The organism is Mucilaginibacter sp. JRF, from assembly GCF_015223065.1.
Lineage (GTDB): Bacteria > Bacteroidota > Bacteroidia > Sphingobacteriales > Sphingobacteriaceae > Mucilaginibacter.
In genome coordinates this window covers 44171-63144 of sequence record NZ_JADFBY010000002.1, presented here as the reverse complement: position 1 = coordinate 63144, position 18974 = coordinate 44171, and the positions used below count along the sequence as shown (strand labels likewise).

Here is an 18974-nt window from a genome sequence, read left to right as displayed (position 1 = left end):
AAATTATTTGCTGAATTCAACACGACGGTTTAATACACGTCCTTCTTCAGTTGAGTTGTCAGCAACCGGGTTAGTTTCACCGTAACCTTTTACTTTCAGTTTTTTAGCTTCAACACCTGAGTTAACTAAGTAAGTTTTTACTGAATTAGCGCGGTCTTTAGATAATTGCATGTTGTGAGCAGCAGTACCTTCTGATGAAGCGTAACCTTTAACAGTTACAACAGCACCTGATGAACGCAGATCTGATGAAGTAGCGTCAAGAGCCGGGTAAGCTGAAGTTCTTAATACTGAGCTATCAAATTCAAACTGAATGTTTGAGTAAGCAGTAGCAGTATCAGTTGAGTCAGCTTTAGGGAATACGATAGCGCAACCAGCACCGTCAACCACTGTACCAGCAGGAGTGTTAGGGCATTTGTCGAACTGATCAGATACACCGTCACCGTCTGAATCTTTTTTCAGGTCGCTAACTGCGGTTTCAACTGATGATACACGGCCTTTAAGGGCTTCAACTTCCTGACGTAAAGTTTCGTCATAAAGTTCGTCATACATCATAGCAACTGGGTTAACCCAATCCAGGTTCGGTTTTGATTTTGAACCTAAAGTGAATTCTAAACCAGCGTAACCGTAAGAATATTTATCACGTGTAGGATAACCTCTTTTGTAACCGTCAAAGTTATCACCATCAACAAAGTTTACAGTGTAACCTAAGTTCAGGGCAGTTACGTCGCTTAAACGGAACTTAACACCAGCACCTACAGGGATAACTAATTCTTTGATGTAGCTATCATCTGAAGTGTATGGCTGTAATTCACCACCTGCTGTTGCAGTAGTTTGTGGTTTGTACATAGCTAAACCGGCACCTGCATTCAGGAAGAAGTTAACTGAATTTTTACGATGTGCGAAATCGATGCTACCGAAGTTCCACTGACCACCTAAAGTAGCAGACCAGAAACGGGTTTCGAATTCTTTTTGAGTGTAAGTTGCAGGATCTGCATTCTCGATGTCATTGTTGTTACCACCAACTTTACCACCGTGGATGTCTAAGATCAAACCGAAGCTGTGTGATAATTGCTGACGGAAAGAGATACCGTAGCCTAAGTTAAGATCAGATTTAAGGTAGTCGTTAGTACCACCCAATGCGCTGAATGGTGAAGTAACACCACCGTTGATACCGATGCTAAATTTTCTGTACTGACCTAAACCACCAAATACTTTGGCAGTAGTAGGTTCTGTCGACGTTGTAGAAGCTGAGTCTGTTGAGGTTGAATCTGTTTGTGCGAAAGCCACACTCACAGCCATCAAAGAAGCGAACGATAACGCGACTGTTTTCTTCAATGTAGAATAATTCATAGTTTTAAGATTAAACGATTTTAATTGTGATTTTTTTCAAAAATACTAATTATGTTTGAAACCATAACCAAATTTTGTTCCAAAAATCAATTCCATAACGCCTGTAGCCCAGTAATTGTTTTAGGTAATTGAAATTTTAACTTCTGCGGCATGAAATATCTACCCATTGATAATGAGTTATTTATAAATAATAGAAAAAGTTTCGTTTCACGATTAAAATCCTCATCAATAGCTATTTTTCACTCAAATGATGAGTTTCCAAGAAATGGTGATGCAACACATATTTTTAAGCAAAACCCCGATTTTTTTTATTTATCAGGCATCGATCAGGAACAAAGTATACTAATATTATTTCCTGACTGTCCTAATATCCTATACAAAGAAGTACTGTTTTTAAGACAAACCAACGAGCACATTGCCGTTTGGGAAGGCCATAAATACACTAAGGAGGAGGCTCGCGCCACTTCGGGCATACAAAACGTGTATTGGCTAAGCGAATATGATAATATATTACATAGTATCATTAATTACGCCGACAATATTTACCTCAACACTAACGAGAACGACCGCTACCTGCATACCGTACCCTACCGCGATATGCGCATGATAGCCGATCTGAAACAGAAGTACCCTTTGCACCAGTACCAGCGCTCGGCAACCGTACTGCGCGATCTGCGCCCGGTAAAGGCAGACATAGAGGTGCAGCTCACCAAAAAGGCCTGCGAAATAACCCGCGACGCTTTTGTACGTGTACTTAAGTTTGTAAAGCCCGGCGTTACCGAGTTTGAGATAGAAGCCGAGGTTACCCACGAGTTTTTACGCCAGCGCGCAACCGGGCATGGCTATAACCCGATCATCGCATCGGGCAAAAATGCCATTGTGCTGCATTATAATGATAACAACCAGGTTTGCCACGATGGTGATGTGATATTGTTTGACTTTGGTGCCGAGTATGCCAACTACAATGCCGACCTGAGCCGGTCAATCCCGGTTAACGGCCGCTTTACCCCGCGCCAGCGCGATGTATATAATGCTGTGCTGCGTGTAATGCGCCAGGCTACCCAAATGATAGTGGCGGGCACGCTATCGGCAGAGTACCATGAGGAAGTCGGCAAGATCATGACCGGCGAACTTATAGGCCTTGGCCTGCTCAAAAAACATGAGGTTGATAAGCAGGACCCAAAGATGCCTTTATATAAAAAGTACTTTATGCACGGCACCTCACACCACCTGGGTATTGATGTACATGATTATGCCAGCCGCTATAAACTATTTGAGGCAGGCAACATCCTCACCTGCGAGCCGGGTATATATATACCGGAGGAAGGCCTGGGCATACGCATTGAAAATGACATATTGATAACTCCCGATGGCAACATCGACCTGATGGCTGACATTCCGGTGGAGGCTGATCATATTGAGGAAATCATGAATAGTTAATGTATATATAGCATGAATAGTTAATGTATATATAGTAAGTATATAATGTGGGAGATCTGTCGCCAACGCAATAATGCCGGCAGATTTTTCTGCTACATCAATAAACATAACGCTCGTGATAAAGCGTTATTAACTCTGTAAGTACATCGCTGCTTAAATATATTCAGCATTGAGCAACACTCCATACAAACATATACTGATATGCCGTACCGATGCCATTGGCGATGTGGTGCTCACCCTGCCTATGTGCGGCTACATAAAGTCGGCCTATCCTGATGTTAAAATATCATTCCTGGGGCGTACGTATACCCGGCCGGTAATTGAGGCCTGCCAGTCGGTTGATCAGTTTATTAATTATGATGAGTTGCTAAAGCTGCCCGCAAAACAGCAAGCCGCGAAACTTAAGGCGCTAAATATTGATTGCGCCATTCATGTTTACCCTAACAAACAGGTGGCACGGTTGATAAAAGCCGCCGGTATAGCAACGCGCATAGGCACCACCAACCGCGTATTCCATTGGTTTACCTGTAACAAGTTGGTAAAGCTGAGTCGCAAAAAATCTGATCTACATGAGGCGCAGCTCAATATGGTATTGCTAAAGCCGCTTGGCCTGCCGGTACCGCCCCTTGCTGATGTGCACAAGTATTACAACTTTGAGCCAACGCAAGCCTTACCCGATGATGTTATGGCGATGCTCGCCACAAATAAATTCAACCTGATATTGCACCCCAAATCGCACGGTAGCGGGGTGGAATGGCCTTTGGATAAATTTGAGGAACTGATCAATTTATTACCGGCTGATAAGTTCAACATCTTCATCAGCGGATCGGAAAAAGAAAAAGCACTGCTGGCTGACTGGATAAAAATATTGCCTGCTCATGTAACTGATGTTACCGGTAAAATGAATTTGTATCAATTTGTGAGTTTTATACACCATGCTGATGGTATGCTGGCTTCGGGTACCGGGCCGTTGCATATTGCCGCGGCATCAGGCATTAACACGTTGGGGCTATTCCCTTGTGTGCGGCCGATATACCCGGGCAGATGGGCGCCCCTTGGCGAACGTGCCGGATATTTGGAAAGCGATTCGGAGAATTTAAATAGTATAACGCCGCAAGCCGTGGCCACACATATATTACAATGGCGCAAATAAGCAAACCACGGGTATTAGTTACGTTAGATGCCATGCGGTACCCTAACACCGGGCTTTTTCATTTTGGCCGCAGCCTGGGCAAAGCATTGCTGAGGCACGTAAATAATGAGTTCGACCTTGATTACTTTTTATACCCCGGCACAACTGATTTTGACAGCGACCCGGTACACCGCACCTATCTTAAAAAGTATAACAAGTTTTTTTTCATCAATAAAAACAAGGTCAATCTGTTTCACTTTACCGATCAGTTCTCTCGCTTAAAGCCTAAAAAAGTATGGAGCGGTAAAAAGATACTCACCATACATGATATTAACCAGGTACACGAAAACCTGAGCGCCGAGAAGTTAAAGACCTACCTGCGAAAGCTGGGCGAACGCATATATAAATGTGAGCGCATTATCACCATATCTGAATTTGCCAAGAACGATGTACTTGCCTACTTTCCGGATATTGCCGACAGGATACAGGTAGTTTACAATGGTGCCGACAGGCTTACGGTACCGGCTGGTCATCAGCCAAAATATAAACCAGTGGGCGAATTCATGTTCGCTATAGGTATTGTATCGGCCAAAAAGAATTTCCATGTGTTGCCGCCGCTTTTAGTGGGGAATAATATGCAGCTGATCATATCGGGTATTGAAACCCCTTACCGCGATCAGGTTATTGCCGAGGCTAAAAAGTTGGGCGTGAGCGACAGGCTTATACTTACAGGCCCCGTAAGCGATGCCGATAAGGCATGGTATTATGCCAACTGCAAAGCCTTTGTTTTTCCATCAATAGCCGAGGGTTTTGGTTTGCCTGTAATTGAGGCCATGCACTTTGGCAAACCTGTATTTGTGTCAACCAAAACATCATTACCCGAAGTGGCCGGTGATGCCGCCTATTACTTTAATACTTTTGATGCGGAGGATATGCAGCAAACGCTGATGAACGGGTTGCACCATTTTGAGCAAAACAATCAGGCAGCTTATGTAAGCCAATATGCCGAACGTTATAATTGGGATGATACAGCCAAACAGTACCTACAGATATATCGTGAGTGCCTTAACGTTTAGGATTTACCCCTGAGCTTACGCAGCATAAACCTCAACCAAAGCTTAAAGCCATAGTTTTTAAGGATGAGGCCGGGTTTATCCTTTTCAAACACCGCATCCAGCGATTGGCCCGAAACACCTGTGTGGCTAAATTTGGCTATCACCTCATCTACATAAGTAAAGTGTAGTTGCTTATCGCCAAAGCAAGCCATATTTAAAGCGAAATCGGCAGATGATCTGTACTTGAGGTTATAGCTATGCCGCTTAAAAACCACGCTCGGGTAAATGATGGACTGCTGTATTATACCATGCTTGGCCAAATAATAATCAGACACGGGGCCAAGCGGCTCCAGCCCACGGGTAAGTACACTACCATAGTAAACGGCGTTATCATCATTTAAAACAGCAACCATATCGCTAAAGGCGGGCAGCAACTCATCATCGGCACCTAAAAAATACACCCAGCGGCCGGTGGCTTGTTTAATACCTTTATTCATGGCATCGTAAATACCGCCGTCGGGTTCGCTTAGCCAGTAGCTTATTTTATGGGCATTTTGTTCAATTATCTGTTGTGTACCATCGGTACTGTTACCATCAATAACAATAAGCTGTATATGCTGATGCGCTTGCGCGAATACACTATCAAGGCAAACTTGCAGGGTTTTGGCCGCGTTGTAGGTAACTATTATTACCGATATGGTATCCGTTTTCATACAAATGTTTAATTACAGTATTGATGCCTATATTTGCCCTTGGGGATGCAAATTAACTTATTAAAAAGCAAATCCTGATGTATTGATGGCGCAAAACCGCAATTTATACCGGCTAACCCGTTTCATTTTACTCCGCGTGCCATACCTGTTCAGGCTTATCTCGTTTTTGAGGCCAACACGTAAAAAACTGCTTATTATTAAGGCCGATGCCATTGGCGATTATATCATATTTCGCAATTTTATTGAGCAGGTAAAAACATCAACACTATACCGCGATCACGAGATACATTTGTTAGGTAACGATTTATGGGCTGATCTGGCGCGTGAGGTTGACGGTGACCGCATTACCAGGTTTTATTTTACACGGCCCAATAGTTTATATTATAATCCACGGGCGGTATTTAAATTGGGATGGCAACTGTTTACCGCGGGCTACAATGTTGTGCTAAATCCTAACTCCACCCGCACATTTATTACCGATGGCTTTGCCGGATTAACAGCCGCCAAACAGACAATCGGTTTTGAAAGTGACACCGAAGGCATTGAGTTAAAATTCAAACGCAAAACCGACCGTTTTTACACCCGCTTGCTTCAACTACCCGGCAATGTAAACTTTGAGTTTTACCGGCACCGGTATTTTTTTGAAACGGTGCTTAACCAGCGCACATCCGTTTCGCAACCAAAGCTTGAGTTAGGTGTTGATGGCCACAGAGCTGGAATTATTATTATGGCTGGCGCCGGATTGGCCAACCGGGCCTGGGAGCCACACAAATTTACCGAATTGATAACCCTGCTACTTGAGCATACCACCGAAACCATTTACATAGCCGGTGCACCGGGCGATGCCGCCATCAATCAAAAGATAATAGCGCAATTTAATACCCCGCAAATAGTTAATATAACAGGGCAAACCAGCCTTACGCAGCTATGCCGCAAAATAGCATCGGCAACATTGGTGATAGCTAATGATAGCGGAGCCATACATATAGCGGCGGCCACGGGTACGCCATCGGTATGTGTTGTTGGCGGCGGGCATTTTGAAAGGTTTGTACCCTACCCCGAAAGTTTTGTGACAGCGCCGGTATCTGTATTTAAAAAAATGGAATGTTATTACTGTAACTGGCGGTGTATTTATACTGTAAAGGCCGATGAGGCGTTTCCTTGTATCGGTAATATAGCGATTGCTGATGTTTGGCAGCCGGTAAAACAGCTTTTATAGCAACAATAAAAACACTTGTACAACCTAATTTATTAATTACTATTAGCTTTGTACCCTTTATAATTCTTAATGAAAACATATTTCAGGCTTTTATCGTTCGCAAAACCTATCGAAAAATTTGCTATACCCTATATAGTATACACCATATTGTATGTAGTATTCAGTACTTCGGTATTGGCATTGCTTGGCCCGTTGTTAAATACATTATTTAATGTTAACGATAACTGCGGCCAGCAGCAAGCCGCGAAAGCAAGTCAGGATATTTCAACTTTTGATGTTGCAGGCCGGTTCACTTATTACCTTAACGATTTTGTAAATAAGTACGGTCATTTTGGCGCTTTGCAATTTGTTTGTGCCGTAATTGTTGTAGCGGTAATATTGGGTAATTTGTTTCGCTACCTGTCGCAGCGTACAATGGAGAACATGCGCATACATACACTGCTAAAAATACGCAAGGCCGTGTTTGATAATGTGATGAACCTCCACTTGGGTTATTTCAGCAATGAGCGTAAAGGTGATATTATATCAAAGGTAGCCTCTGAGGTTCAAACGGTACAATATACGGTAACCGGCACACTCCAGGTAATATTTAAAGAGCCGCTGTTACTTATAGCTTACCTGGTAGTGCTGTTCTCAACATCAGTAAAGCTTACTTTAATATCGTTGCTGGTAATACCTATAGCCGGCTTCATAATATCTCGCATTGTAAAAAAACTGCGCGCCCATGCGGTTGAGGCGCAAAACTCCTATGCTAACATGGTGAGCTATCTTGATGAGTCGCTTTCAGGCATTAAAATAATCAAGGCATTTAACGCTACCAATTTCATCATTAAACGTTTTGATGATGAAAATGTGCGCTACTCAAAAATAGGCAAAGCCATGTCGCGCAGGCAACAGCTGGCTTCGCCGGTATCTGAAGCATTATCCATCATCATGATCTCCTTCATTGTTTTGTATGGTGGATACTTGCTTTTCAATAACGAGTCAGAACTTACTCCCGGCCAGTTCATCGCTTACATAGCGCTGTTTTCGCAGCTGATGCGCCCGGCTAAGGCCCTGGGCGATGCCTTTAGCAACATACATTCGGGCCTGGTAGCAGGCGAGCGTGTATTAGCGCTTATTGATGAACAACCACAAATAACCGATGCGCCTAATGCCGTTGCCATTACCGAATTTACTGAGGGCATACACCTCAATAACGTAAGCTTTGCTTATAATGAGCGGGTGGTATTAAAAAACATTAATCTTACGGTGCCAAAAGGCAAAACGGTAGCATTGGTGGGGCCTTCGGGGGGCGGTAAATCAACCATGATGGATCTGTTGCCAAGGTTTATTGAACCTAAAGATGGTGATATTTTAATTGATGATAAGAACATTAAAGAAGTTACAGCTACATCATTACGCTCATTGATGGGTATAGTTAACCAGGAGTCGATTTTATTTAACGATACTATATTCAATAACATCGCTTTTGGTAAAACCGGGGTTACACAACAGGAAGTTGAAGCCGCGGCACGCATTGCCAATGCCCATAACTTTATTGTTGATACCGAAGATGGTTACCAAACCAATATTGGCGACAGGGGTGTTAAACTTTCGGGTGGCCAGAGGCAGCGCATTAGTATAGCCCGCGCGGTGCTTAACAACCCGCCGATCATGCTGCTTGACGAGGCCACATCGGCGCTGGATACCGAATCAGAAAAACTGGTGCAGGATGCTTTGAATAACCTGATGAAGAACCGTACATCATTAATTATTGCACACCGCTTAAGTACCATACAAAGCGCCGATATTATTGTGGTGCTTGAAGAAGGCCGCATTGTTGAGCAGGGCAGCCACAATGAATTGATAGAACATAACGGCCTCTATCGTAAACTGATAGATATGCAAACCTTTAATGCCGACTAATTTATAATGCATAAAAGAGGCTTTTTAAGCAAAAACTGGTTAAAGGTTACCAATAAGGCAGAGTACAAAACCTACAAACGTTTTTTAGAGGAAGAACGCCGTTTAAATGAGTTTTTATTTCTGTATAAAAAACAACGGTTAAATGACCGTGAAGTATATACCCTCAAAGCCCGGGAAACCGGCGAGCTTAATTTTAGCCATAGCGGTAACGCGGGCGATATAATTTACGCGCTGCCAACCATAAAAAAAATTCAGGAGATAACCGGCACGCGCGTTAACCTGTATTTAAAGCTCGATCAGCCACTGGAGCTGAAACCGGGTTACAAGCATCCGTTAGGTAATGTAATGCTTAACCAAAAAATGGTTGATATGCTGCTGCCTTTAATTAGTAAACAACCTTACATTACATATTGCGGCGTTAATACCGGCCAGGAAATTGATATTGACCTGGATTTTTTCCGCAACGGGCCTATGCCGTTGGATAAGGGCAACATTGCCCGGTGGTGTGGGTACATAACAGGTATTAATCCAGATTTAGGATCGGCCTGGCTTACTGTTGAGGCTAATAAGGAATATAATGACACCATTATAATTGCCCGCAGCGAACGTTATCAAAACATCACTATTGACCATTCATTTTTGAATGATTATAAGAACGTGGTATTTGTTGGCGTAAAAAGCGAATATGATGCCATTAAAACCAAGCTTAGTGGAATTGAGTGGGTGCGGGTAGATGACTTTTTACAACTTGCCGAAATGATAGCCGGATGCAAATTTTTTATCGGCAATCAATCATTTCCCTTCTCTGTTGCCGAAGGCTTAAAGGTAAAAAGGGTACTTGAAACAAGTTTTGAGGTGATCAACGTAATACCTGAAGGACCAAACGCATTCGATTTCTTTTTTCAGCAGCATTTTGAGCATTTAGTACACGAACTTAACAGTTAGGTATTAGCTAAGGGTGTCATAAAAATCATTCTGCTTTTCCTGCCGTTTTATATCCTTAATATGTAAAAGGCAGCGGGTATAATTACGGTCGGCAATATGATAGGGGCATTTAACACCGTCAAAAACCTCGTGCACCTTATTTTTCCAACGTATAGCGCCGTTGGTGTGTATTATTCGTGGCTGCGCATCCGGAAAATTGATATACCCTTTTTCGTTAACGTTCCAGTTCCATTTACCTGCATGCTCCTCAGTGTAACCATTAACAATATTTATACGGGGCACCAAAAAACAATCGCGCTTGCGCCCGTACTTAAACAGTACACGTTTTAGATCCTGTAAAAGCCCGTCTTGCGGTATTTCATCCGCATCTATCTGAAAAAGGAACTTTTTGCTTGCATTAGTTATAAGCCTGTTTTTAAATGAGGCAAAGTCACCATTAAGTCTGGCTTCAATAAGCCTTATCTTATCCTTATATTTTTCAATAACCGCGGTAGTATGCGCATCTTTATCAGTTACATCCTGCAATACAATAATTTCATCATTATTGTCAATACTGCTTACAAGGCAGCTAAGTAATTTATCAAGCTCGGCATGCTCATTGCAAACGGTTACCCCGTAGGTAATGCTTACAAAGTATTTATAAAAGTTAAAAAGCATTACTTACGTATTATCAATGTATGTTCAAGAGGACTATATCGCCTTATGTTTATTTGCAATATATCTCTCCTGAATTTAAAATTATTTTTACCTATTAACCGCTCAAAAAAATTGAGCTTTTTATTAGCCTTACGGGTTATTATCTCATTTAAATGTGTAATGGCACCATAGGTATCATCGGTAAAGCTATCACCGTTAAAAGTAATGATCACATCGTTTGTTCTTTCTGCATTGTAGGGTTTAATTCTTTGGCTTAAATTAAACGCTGTGTTTGCCTGCTCGGCATTAATATATTCATCAACAGGCCCATCGGTATAAATATTGGTGCAATAGGGTTCTATCTTAGCCAATAAGGCTGTATTGGCAGCTTTTACAACAAAACCAATATCGTATTTGCTTTTAATGGCCGCGTGGGTGCTAAAGCCCCATTTACGAATAAAGTTTCTGTTTGAATTTATTTCGATCGCTTTGGTACGATCCTTATATTCCTCAGATGACCGGGATGTTTTACTTACAAAGTGATAGGCTTTTGCGTTTTTAACGATGTAGAAAGATATTGCTGCCAATCGTAAGCGAAGCACTATGTCATCATCCTCACAAAACATCGGATCAAACAATGGGTCAAAGCCTCCAAGTTTTAATAGCACATCGCGGTTGAGGCATAAAAAAAAGCTAACACCATCCGGATAAGGTATAGGCTGGGTTTGAATAATTGAATCGTGAACAAAAGATTGAAAACCGTTAACATCTATAGTTTCCAGATCGCTGCCAAAATCCTTAATAATTTTATTCGGCCGCTCATCAGCTGAAAATATGGGAGGCTCTACAACAGTATAGGCAAGCGCCTTTTGAGGTGACAACTCCTTTTCAAGGCTTTCAATAAAACCCGGAGCCAGTACCATATCGTTATGAGCTAATACAATATATTCCTTAGTGGCTAATTCGGTACACTTATTAAAAGTGTCTGAAAATGTTTTTTGCTCTGCGGAGTAATAGTAGATCAGGTACGGATCATTCAGCCCGTCAAGCCATTCGTGGGTACTATCGGTACTGCCGTAGCTTACAAAAACTATCTCAACGTAAGGATACAGCGCACGCGTGGTTTTGTAAAAGTTTATACTGTAATCAAGGTTATTTTTTAACCCAACCAGCAGAGAAATATTGTTTTTCATTTAGATGACTTACGGGTAGCCATTGATAACAGCTGCCCATAAGTCAAAAATACACCTTTTTACCTGAACTTAAAGCCCAGGCCAATTTGCCAAACCTGGTTACGGTAATCGGGTATGGCCGAGTAGCGTTCGGTATTGCTGTCCTGCAAGTCAATGGTGTATCGTGCATGCAGATCAACCGTGCGGTTAAGGTCGATACTTAAGCCTACCACGCCGCCAACAAGGGTTTTGTTGCCCTCGTAATCGTAACGCTCCTCAATAACGGTAGCAAAATCATTACGGTAAATGTTTTTTGATGATACCAGGAATGACAGCTGCGGACCGATAACAAAGTTCAGCCCCGGTGTAAGCTTAAGTTTAGCTAACAGCGGCACATCAATAAAATTGTTACGTTGCTTAAAATCGCCGTCAACCGTTTGCGCGCTGAACCCTTTTTGCGACCACAGCACCTCCGGCGCGAAGGATAGCGGGTAAATGATCGGCACTTCTAAGGTAAAACCTACGTTGGCACCGGCAATGGTGTTGGTTGTCCAGTCGGAGTTGTAAGCATCAACCGTGTTGGCAATATTTAGGCCGCCCTTAATACCGGCCGTAACCTGGTAAAAATCGTTATGGCGGCGTTGGTTGTTGTAATAGCCCGGCGGCGGGCGGCGTACCGGTTTACGGCGGTAGTACTGAGCGCTAACATCTCCTGCTATGAGCAGGCATATGGCAATAAATACAAGTTTTTTCATTTTTTAAAACATGTTGGTTTCTCAACATAGAGTAAAACCGTGGGCAAAGGTTTATTCGTAACTTAAAAAACAGGAATGGCAAAACAATTGATAGGAATAGTAGATTAACTACATTTGAGCTATGAAAGGATATTATCCGCGTATAAAATATTTGCTGTTAACATTATCATTATTTTTTTGCAATTACACCTTTGCTCAAAAAACAAGCTTTGTGCAATCGCTGGCGCAACCCAACCGCTGGGTTGATTCGGTTTACGATGACTTGAGCACCCGGGAACGTATTGCCCAATTATTTTTTATACGTGCCCATACCAACAAAGGCCGCGCTTACGAGGATTCGGTTGAAACGGTGATCAAGGAGCAAAAAGTTGGCGGCCTGGTATTTTTTCAGGGTGGGCCGGGCAGGCAGGCGGCGCTGACCAACAGGTACCAGCGCGCGGCCGAAGTTCCGCTCATTGTATCAATGGATGGCGAATGGGGTGTTGGCATGCGCCTGGATTCGGTGATCAATTATCCTTACCAGATGACGCTTGGCGCCATACAGGATAACACATTGATATATAAAATGGGACAAATGATAGGCCGGGATTTTAAACGCCTTGGCCTGCAAATGAACTTTGCCCCGGTAATGGATATCAACAATAATCCCGCGAACCCGGTGATCAACTACCGTTCATTCGGCGACAACCGTTTTAACGTGGCGCGTAAGGGTATAGCCTATTTTCAGGGGATGCAAAACGAGGGGATATTGACCACGGCAAAGCACTTTCCCGGCCATGGTGATACCAATGTGGACTCGCATGCCGATTTGCCGATATTACCTTTCACCCGCTCAAGGCTCGATTCGCTGGAAGAATATCCGTTCCGCGAAGCCATCAACGCCGGACTATCGGGCGTTATGGTGGCGCACATGAATATCCCCGCGCTTGATTCGGCTAAAAACAGACCATCAACATTATCGCGACCAATAATTACCGGCATTCTGAAGGATTCGCTTAAATTTAAAGGTTTGGTAGTTTCCGACGCGATGGAGATGAAAGGCGTTACCAAATTTTTCCCTAACGGGGAGGCTGATGTACAGGCATTTTTGGCAGGCAATGATATACTGGAACTATCAGAAGATTCGGAACGTGCCATCAAGCTCATTAAAAAAGCCATCCGTAAGGATATGATAACCGATGCTGAGTTTGAAGCCAAGGTAAAAAAGGTACTTGCCGCCAAATACTGGGCAGGGCTTGCCAGCTATAAACCCGCCCCAACGCGTGATGTGCTGCCCTTTATTAATCGCCCCGAAGCCAAGGCATTGATACAGCAACTAAGCGACGCGGCAGTAACCATGCTGAAAGGCAATACCCAAACCTTACGTTTGAACCCTTTGGCCCGTACAGCTATAGTAAATATCGGGATAGATAAAATGACGCCTTTTCAGCAGGAGCTTTCGCGCTGGTACCCTAACAGCATGTTGTTTGTTGTGGGCAAAACCACTTCGCTTAACGATCTGAACGCCATGTTGGTGAACCTTAAAAAATACGACCAGATATTCATCTCGATATATGATACCCGTACCCGCCCGCAAAGTAAGCTGGATTATAACTCGGATATCAAGTTCCTGATAGCGCAACTGGCCGCGCAACCACGCACCGTAACTACCGTATTTGCCAATGCCTATACCATTGCCGGTTTACCGGGTATTGAACGCAGCGGCGCCCTGCTGGCCTGCTACCAAAACTCAGATGAGTTGCAACGTGCCGCCGTTAAAGTGATAACCGGGCAAATAAAGCCAATGGGCAAACTTCCGGTAAGTGTAAACAGCTTTTTCCCTACCGGAACAGGTGTGATGCTGCCGTAGATAAGCGAAACTTTAACAGCCCGTTAACCGGATTTATAATAGCGTGGCAAGGTGAAATTGGTAGGTGAGTGGAGTAATCCACCTCTCTGAATTTACCAACACCTGTTTACCGTTACCAAAGTTTTTAGCTACCTTTATGGCTGTGGAGAATTTTATAGTTTCGGCACGTAAATACCGCCCGGCTACTTTTGAAACCGTTGTTGGCCAGCAGCATATAACCAACACCCTCAAAAACGCTATTAAGAATAACCAACTGGCGCAGGCATTTTTGTTTTGCGGACCACGTGGTGTGGGCAAAACTACCTGCGCGCGTATACTCGCCAAAACCATTAACTGCCAAAATTTGCAGCCCAATGGCGAGGCTTGCGGTACCTGCGATTCGTGCCGGTCGTTTATGAACGGAAATTCCTTTAACATCCACGAGCTCGACGCGGCATCAAACAACTCGGTTGATGATATCCGTAGTCTGATAGACCAGGTGCGCATACCGCCACAAGCTGCCCGTTACAAGGTGTATATTATTGATGAGGTGCACATGCTATCGCAGGCGGCGTTTAACGCCTTCCTGAAAACGCTTGAGGAGCCACCTAACTACGCCATATTTATATTAGCCACTACCGAGAAGCATAAGATACTGCCCACCATACTTTCGCGATGCCAGATATTTGATTTTAACCGCATCCGAGTTGAAGATATGGCATCTCACCTGGCATCCATCGCCGAAAAGGAAAAGGTGAATTACGAGGCCGACGGTTTGCACATCATCGCTCAAAAGGCTGATGGCGGCTTGCGCGACGCGCTTTCGATGTTCGATCAGATAGTGAGTTTTTCAGGCGCCAACGTCACCTATTCGTCGGTGATCAATAACCTGAACATCCTCGATTACGATTACTATTTTAACGTTACCGATAGCCTGTTGGCAGGCGATAGCGCCAAAACTCTGCTGTTCTTTGATGAGATATTAAGCAAGGGTTTTGATGGCGCGCATTTTATATCAGGCCTGTCCGAACATTTGCGTAACCTGCTGGTAGGCAAAGATGCATCAACCCTGAAACTACTTGAGGTGAGCGAGAATATTCGTAACCGCTATTTGCAGCAATCGCAGGCGGCACCGGTATCGTTCATGCTATCGGCATTAAATATTGCCAACCAGTGCGATCTGAATTACAAGCTTAGCAAAAACCAACGTTTACAGGTTGAACTGGCATTATTGAAGATGTGCCATTTGCCCGCCCTGTTCAGCGCCGCCAATGCGTCACTGCCCGAGGGGGAGGTAAAAAAAAAACCTGATACCCCAGCAATAACAACTCCGCCGGCAGCCAAACCTGCCGAGGTGAACAGCATACCTGTTGTTAGCGAAAGCCCGGTAAGTTATAACACGGTTAAAACGCCACCACCTGTTGCTCCGCCTGTAGCTGCCCCTGTTTCGGCACCAAGACCGGAGCCTGTGCAGCCCGTAGCGCAAGCTACCCCGGCAGTTGCCCCGGCCATTGATAAGCCCAAGGTTTTTATACCGAACCTGCACTCGCCATCAACCTCTATAAAAATACCATCGCTCAATAACCTGAGCGCAATGGATGATATTGCCGTTGAGGAGGAAGACCCTTACCTGAAAGGCGAGGACAAGGAAGCTTTCACTGCCGAGCAATTCGTACATTACTGGAACCTTTACGGCGAGCGTGTAAAGACAGAAGGTAAAAAGATACTATCGACCATATTTACCGGCAAACCAGTGATGATGAACCCCGTACTGTACGAGATAGTGATTGAAACCAAGGTACAGGAAGCATCGTTACGAGATGAAAGACCTTTGTTGCTCAACTACCTGCGCAGTAACCTCAAAAACTTTGAGCTGGACATTATTACCCGTATTGACGAGGTACAAGCCAACCGCAAACCCTACGGTGCCAAAGAGATATTCCAATACATGGCAGCCAAAAACCCACAGTTAGTGGAGTTGAAGAATAAGTTGAATTTGGAGATCGATTAGATATAGGTCCTGAGTTAATCCCTTTGTGGATGTCCCCTTGAATTAGCCGCTTGGGGATTGCTTCGTACCTCACAAAGACGTTTCTTTTATTTCTTTATGTCATTTCGACGAAGGAGAAATCTGTACGCATTCAATGACCAGACGACAGATTTCTTCTCGTACCTCGTTCGAAATGACAAAAATGTATATAAAATTAAAAGCATAACCCGATAATAACCGCCCCCTCCGGCCTTTTAATTTTCGGGTAGCACTGATGATGCACTGCCTTTCATAGAAAATTAAACAGCCGGCGATTTTTGTTTCTTTTGATCGATCAAAAGAAATTCAGGACAGGTAATGAACTTTGCTCTATTAAACTTTTGTGCTTTATGTCAAAGGTTGTGCTTTTACCCTTGTCAGTCTGCTCTTGGGCGCAGAGCCCAATTACTTTACCTTAGATGCAAAGTAACCAAACATCAAGGCAGAAAAAACCTTCCGCCCGCAAGGCCATACTCCCTGGCCCGGTTTTCTGCCAGGCCGACGCTCTTTTTTCTCTGTTTTATCCTATTTTATAAAAAACGCGTCATTGCACGAAGCAATCCCCGAGCGACCTACCTTGTAGAATATCCTAAAGAGATTGCTTCACTATCGAAATGACCGGGATGGGTAAAAAGAAGTGCCGATCAATTATCTTGACCGGCACTTCTTATGATCATTGAATGTCAACTCATTACCAAACCTTAACCAAATCCTTTTCGGCGCGGTACATTTTGTCGCCGGGTTTTACGTTGAAGGCTTTGTAGAATGCCGGGATGTTTGACAGTGTACCGTTCACGCGATATTTCTCGGGCGAGTGCGGGTCAGAGCTGATGCGTACACGCATTACCTCATCGCTGCTTTTTATACGCCATACCTGCGCGTACGACAGGAAGAAACGCTGATCGGGCGTAAAGCCATCTACCTTAGCATCGCCCTTGCCTTGTTCGGTGTTTTTAAATGCCTGGTAGGCTATGGCCACACCGCCAATATCGGCCAGGTTTTCGCCCTGGGTAAGACTGCCGTTAACATGCAGGTTGTTAAGTACGGTAAAGCCATCATATTGCTTTATCATTACCTGTACCTTGTCCTTAAACTTGGTAGCATCGGCAGCTGTCCACCAATCTTTCAGGTTACCCTCAGCATCGTACTGGCGACCCTGATCATCAAAACCGTGGGTCATTTCGTGGCCGATAACCGCGCCGATAGCGCCGTAGTTAATGGCATCATCCGCATTCTTATCAAAGAACGGGAACTGCAATATACCCGCCGGGAACACGATCTCGTTGAATGATGGATTGTAGTAAGCATTTACAGTTGGTGGCGTCATCCCCCACTCGGTTTTGTCGACAGGCTTGTTCACCTTATCTATCATCTCCTTGTAGTTATGCTTCGCTATCGACTGTAAGTTTTTATAGTAAGCATCCTTGCTGATCTCCACATCATCATACTTCTTCCACTTGTCAGGATAGCCGATCTTTTTGATGAATGTGCTCAGTTTCTCCAGCGCCTTTTTCTTGGTTTCGGGGCTCATCCAATCCAGCTTTTCAATACGCTCCTTGTACACGGCTTGCAGGTTGTTCACCAGCTTAAGCATACGCTCTTTAGCATCAGGTGTAAAGTATTTTTCTACATATAGCTGGCCAAGTAACTCGCCCAGGCCGCCATCAACCTGCGATGCCATATCTTTCCAGCGCTCCTTTTGCTCTTTTTGACCATACAGCGTGCGGCTGTAAAAATCAAAGCGTGCGTCCCTGAATTTTTTGCTCAGGTCGCTTGCCGCGCTGTTCAATACGTTAAAGGCCAGCTTATCTTTCCAAACATCAATAGGTTGCGATTTCAGTAAGCCATTCAGCGCCTTGTAATAGCCGGGCTGACCAACCAATACGGTATCAGTACTCAGTTGCATACGCACAAAAACATCTTTCAGGTCAATATCCGGAACGGTTTTTTGCAGATCGGCCACAGCGAACTTATTGTAGTTGGCATTAGGATCGCGCAGCTCAACCGGTGTACGGTGCGATTTAGCTATCTCTGTTTCCAGTTTCAAAATACCATCAGCCTTTTTAGTGGCATTGGCAGGTGTTTCGCCGGTGTATTCAAACAACTTGGCAATGTATTTAACATAAGCCTTACGGATGGCTACCTTATCTGAATCTGGTTTCAGGTAATAATCGCGGTTAGGCAAGTTCAACCCGGCCTGATCAAAGTGTGCTTTGTTCTTTGAGCTCTCCTTATCATCAGGCGATACATAAAAGCCTAATAAAAAGCCATCACCATCCTTGTAACCATCAGCGGCAAGGGCTATCAGCTCCTTATGATCTTTTACGGCCTTTACTTTGGCCAACAGAGGTTTTATAGGGTCGTAACCCAGTTTTTCCATGGCTACGGTATCCATACCGCTGGTGTACAGGTCGCCTACCTTTTGCTCGGTGCTACCCTGCTCATTGCCTTGTTTGGCTATGGCTTCCAGTATTTGGTGCAGATTTTTCTGATTATCATCATACAAAGTATAGAATGATCCCCAACCCGTTTCTGATGGTGGTATCTTGGTCTTTTTCATCCAGCTACCGCTTGCATACATAAAAAAGTCGTCGCCCGGTTTAATGGTGGTGTCCATGGCGGTTTTGTCGAGAAACACGGTACGCGCGGGTGGTTCGCTCGTAGCATTCTTTTTGTCGGAGTTACAAGCTACGGCAGCAACGGCTACCGATGCCAGCATAGCCCAGTGTGTTATTTTCATAATAGGTTCAGTTAATTAATAAGTACTAATTGACGCAATATTATTTAATATG

Annotated in this window: 14 protein-coding genes; 8 read left to right on the top strand and 6 right to left on the bottom strand. The window is 44.0% G+C overall.

From position 1 onward, the window contains the following. Window positions 1-3: 3 nt before the first annotated feature. Window positions 4-1350 (bottom strand): OmpA family protein, encoded by a 1347-nt coding sequence (locus IM792_RS05660; RefSeq protein ID WP_194100872.1) that lies wholly within the window; start codon window positions 1348-1350, stop codon window positions 4-6. A 150-nt stretch (window positions 1351-1500) separates the two neighbouring features. On the opposite strand from IM792_RS05660, the gene IM792_RS05655 reads away from it, so the two are divergent. From IM792_RS05655 to IM792_RS05645, 3 genes are all read left to right on the top strand, one after another. Beyond that, window positions 1501-2790 (top strand): aminopeptidase P N-terminal domain-containing protein, encoded by a 1290-nt coding sequence (locus IM792_RS05655; RefSeq protein WP_194100871.1) that lies wholly within the window; start codon window positions 1501-1503, stop codon window positions 2788-2790. Window positions 2791-2959: 169 nt separating this feature from the next. After that, a complete protein-coding gene (locus tag IM792_RS05650) occupies window positions 2960-3943 on the top strand; it encodes a glycosyltransferase family 9 protein (protein ID WP_228084959.1) in 984 nt (327 codons plus the stop codon). After that, window positions 3931-4998 (top strand): glycosyltransferase family 1 protein, encoded by a 1068-nt coding sequence (locus IM792_RS05645; protein ID WP_194100870.1) that lies wholly within the window; start codon window positions 3931-3933, stop codon window positions 4996-4998. The genes IM792_RS05650 and IM792_RS05645 overlap by 13 nt, the downstream gene beginning before the upstream one ends. Here the strand turns inward: IM792_RS05645 and IM792_RS05640 are convergent. Further along, on the bottom strand, window positions 4995-5690 hold the full coding sequence (locus IM792_RS05640; protein ID WP_194100869.1) for a glycosyltransferase family 2 protein: 696 nt from the start codon (window positions 5688-5690) through the stop codon (window positions 4995-4997). The two genes, IM792_RS05645 and IM792_RS05640, sit on opposite strands and share 4 nt — an antisense overlap. A gap of 85 nt (window positions 5691-5775) precedes the next feature. Here IM792_RS05640 and IM792_RS05635 point away from each other — a divergent pair, with 85 nt between their 5' ends. From IM792_RS05635 to IM792_RS05625, 3 genes are all read left to right on the top strand, one after another. After that, the gene (locus IM792_RS05635) at window positions 5776-6909 is read left to right on the top strand and encodes a glycosyltransferase family 9 protein (protein ID WP_194100868.1); all 1134 of its coding nucleotides are present in this window, start codon (window positions 5776-5778) and stop codon (window positions 6907-6909) included. 69 nt (window positions 6910-6978) lie between these two features. Beyond that, window positions 6979-8817, top strand: a complete 1839-nt coding sequence (locus tag IM792_RS05630; protein WP_194100867.1) for an ABC transporter ATP-binding protein — start codon at window positions 6979-6981, stop codon at window positions 8815-8817. Window positions 8818-8823: 6 nt separating this feature from the next. Next, the gene (locus IM792_RS05625) at window positions 8824-9762 is read left to right on the top strand and encodes a hypothetical protein (RefSeq protein WP_194100866.1); all 939 of its coding nucleotides are present in this window, start codon (window positions 8824-8826) and stop codon (window positions 9760-9762) included. 3 nt (window positions 9763-9765) lie between these two features. On the opposite strand, the gene IM792_RS05620 is transcribed toward IM792_RS05625, so the two are convergent. Genes IM792_RS05620 through IM792_RS05610 form a run of 3 tightly spaced genes read right to left on the bottom strand, consistent with a single transcriptional unit; the run spans window position 9766 to window position 12325 of the window. Next, the gene (locus IM792_RS05620; protein ID WP_194100865.1) at window positions 9766-10419 is read right to left on the bottom strand and encodes a glycosyltransferase; all 654 of its coding nucleotides are present in this window, start codon (window positions 10417-10419) and stop codon (window positions 9766-9768) included. Next, on the bottom strand, window positions 10419-11591 hold the full coding sequence (locus tag IM792_RS05615; protein WP_194100864.1) for a glycosyltransferase: 1173 nt from the start codon (window positions 11589-11591) through the stop codon (window positions 10419-10421). The genes IM792_RS05620 and IM792_RS05615 overlap by 1 nt, the downstream gene beginning before the upstream one ends. A 59-nt stretch (window positions 11592-11650) precedes the next feature. Continuing rightward, window positions 11651-12325 carry a porin family protein gene (locus IM792_RS05610; protein ID WP_194100863.1) on the bottom strand — a complete coding sequence of 225 codons (675 nt, stop codon included), beginning with the start codon at window positions 12323-12325 and terminating at the stop codon, window positions 11651-11653. 121 nt (window positions 12326-12446) lie between these two features. Between IM792_RS05610 and IM792_RS05605 the strand changes: the two genes are divergently transcribed. Both IM792_RS05605 and IM792_RS05600 read left to right on the top strand, forming a co-directional pair. After that, window positions 12447-14174 carry a glycoside hydrolase family 3 N-terminal domain-containing protein gene (locus tag IM792_RS05605; protein ID WP_194100862.1) on the top strand — a complete coding sequence of 576 codons (1728 nt, stop codon included), beginning with the start codon at window positions 12447-12449 and terminating at the stop codon, window positions 14172-14174. Window positions 14175-14316: 142 nt separating this feature from the next. Continuing rightward, entirely contained in the window at window positions 14317-16164 is a 1848-nt protein-coding gene (locus IM792_RS05600) for a DNA polymerase III subunit gamma/tau (protein WP_194101413.1), read from the top strand. A 709-nt stretch (window positions 16165-16873) separates the two neighbouring features. On the opposite strand, the gene IM792_RS05595 is transcribed toward IM792_RS05600, so the two are convergent. After that, complete coding sequence (locus tag IM792_RS05595; RefSeq protein ID WP_194100861.1) at window positions 16874-18922, bottom strand: M13 family metallopeptidase; 2049 nt, start codon at window positions 18920-18922, stop codon at window positions 16874-16876. Window positions 18923-18974: the final 52 nt, after the last annotated feature.

Coding starts and splice junctions, on each gene's coding strand:
- IM792_RS05660 (WP_194100872.1), bottom strand. CDS start 1,350: ATGAATTATTCTACATTGAAGAAAACAGTCGCGTTATCGTTCGCTTCT.
- IM792_RS05655 (WP_194100871.1), top strand. CDS start 1,501: ATGAAATATCTACCCATTGATAATGAGTTATTTATAAATAATAGAAAA.
- IM792_RS05645 (WP_194100870.1), top strand. CDS start 3,931: ATGGCGCAAATAAGCAAACCACGGGTATTAGTTACGTTAGATGCCATG.
- IM792_RS05640 (WP_194100869.1), bottom strand. CDS start 5,690: ATGAAAACGGATACCATATCGGTAATAATAGTTACCTACAACGCGGCC.
- IM792_RS05635 (WP_194100868.1), top strand. CDS start 5,776: ATGGCGCAAAACCGCAATTTATACCGGCTAACCCGTTTCATTTTACTC.
- IM792_RS05630 (WP_194100867.1), top strand. CDS start 6,979: ATGAAAACATATTTCAGGCTTTTATCGTTCGCAAAACCTATCGAAAAA.
- IM792_RS05625 (WP_194100866.1), top strand. CDS start 8,824: ATGCATAAAAGAGGCTTTTTAAGCAAAAACTGGTTAAAGGTTACCAAT.
- IM792_RS05620 (WP_194100865.1), bottom strand. CDS start 10,419: ATGCTTTTTAACTTTTATAAATACTTTGTAAGCATTACCTACGGGGTA.
- IM792_RS05615 (WP_194100864.1), bottom strand. CDS start 11,591: ATGAAAAACAATATTTCTCTGCTGGTTGGGTTAAAAAATAACCTTGAT.
- IM792_RS05610 (WP_194100863.1), bottom strand. CDS start 12,325: ATGAAAAAACTTGTATTTATTGCCATATGCCTGCTCATAGCAGGAGAT.
- IM792_RS05605 (WP_194100862.1), top strand. CDS start 12,447: ATGAAAGGATATTATCCGCGTATAAAATATTTGCTGTTAACATTATCA.
- IM792_RS05595 (WP_194100861.1), bottom strand. CDS start 18,922: ATGAAAATAACACACTGGGCTATGCTGGCATCGGTAGCCGTTGCTGCC.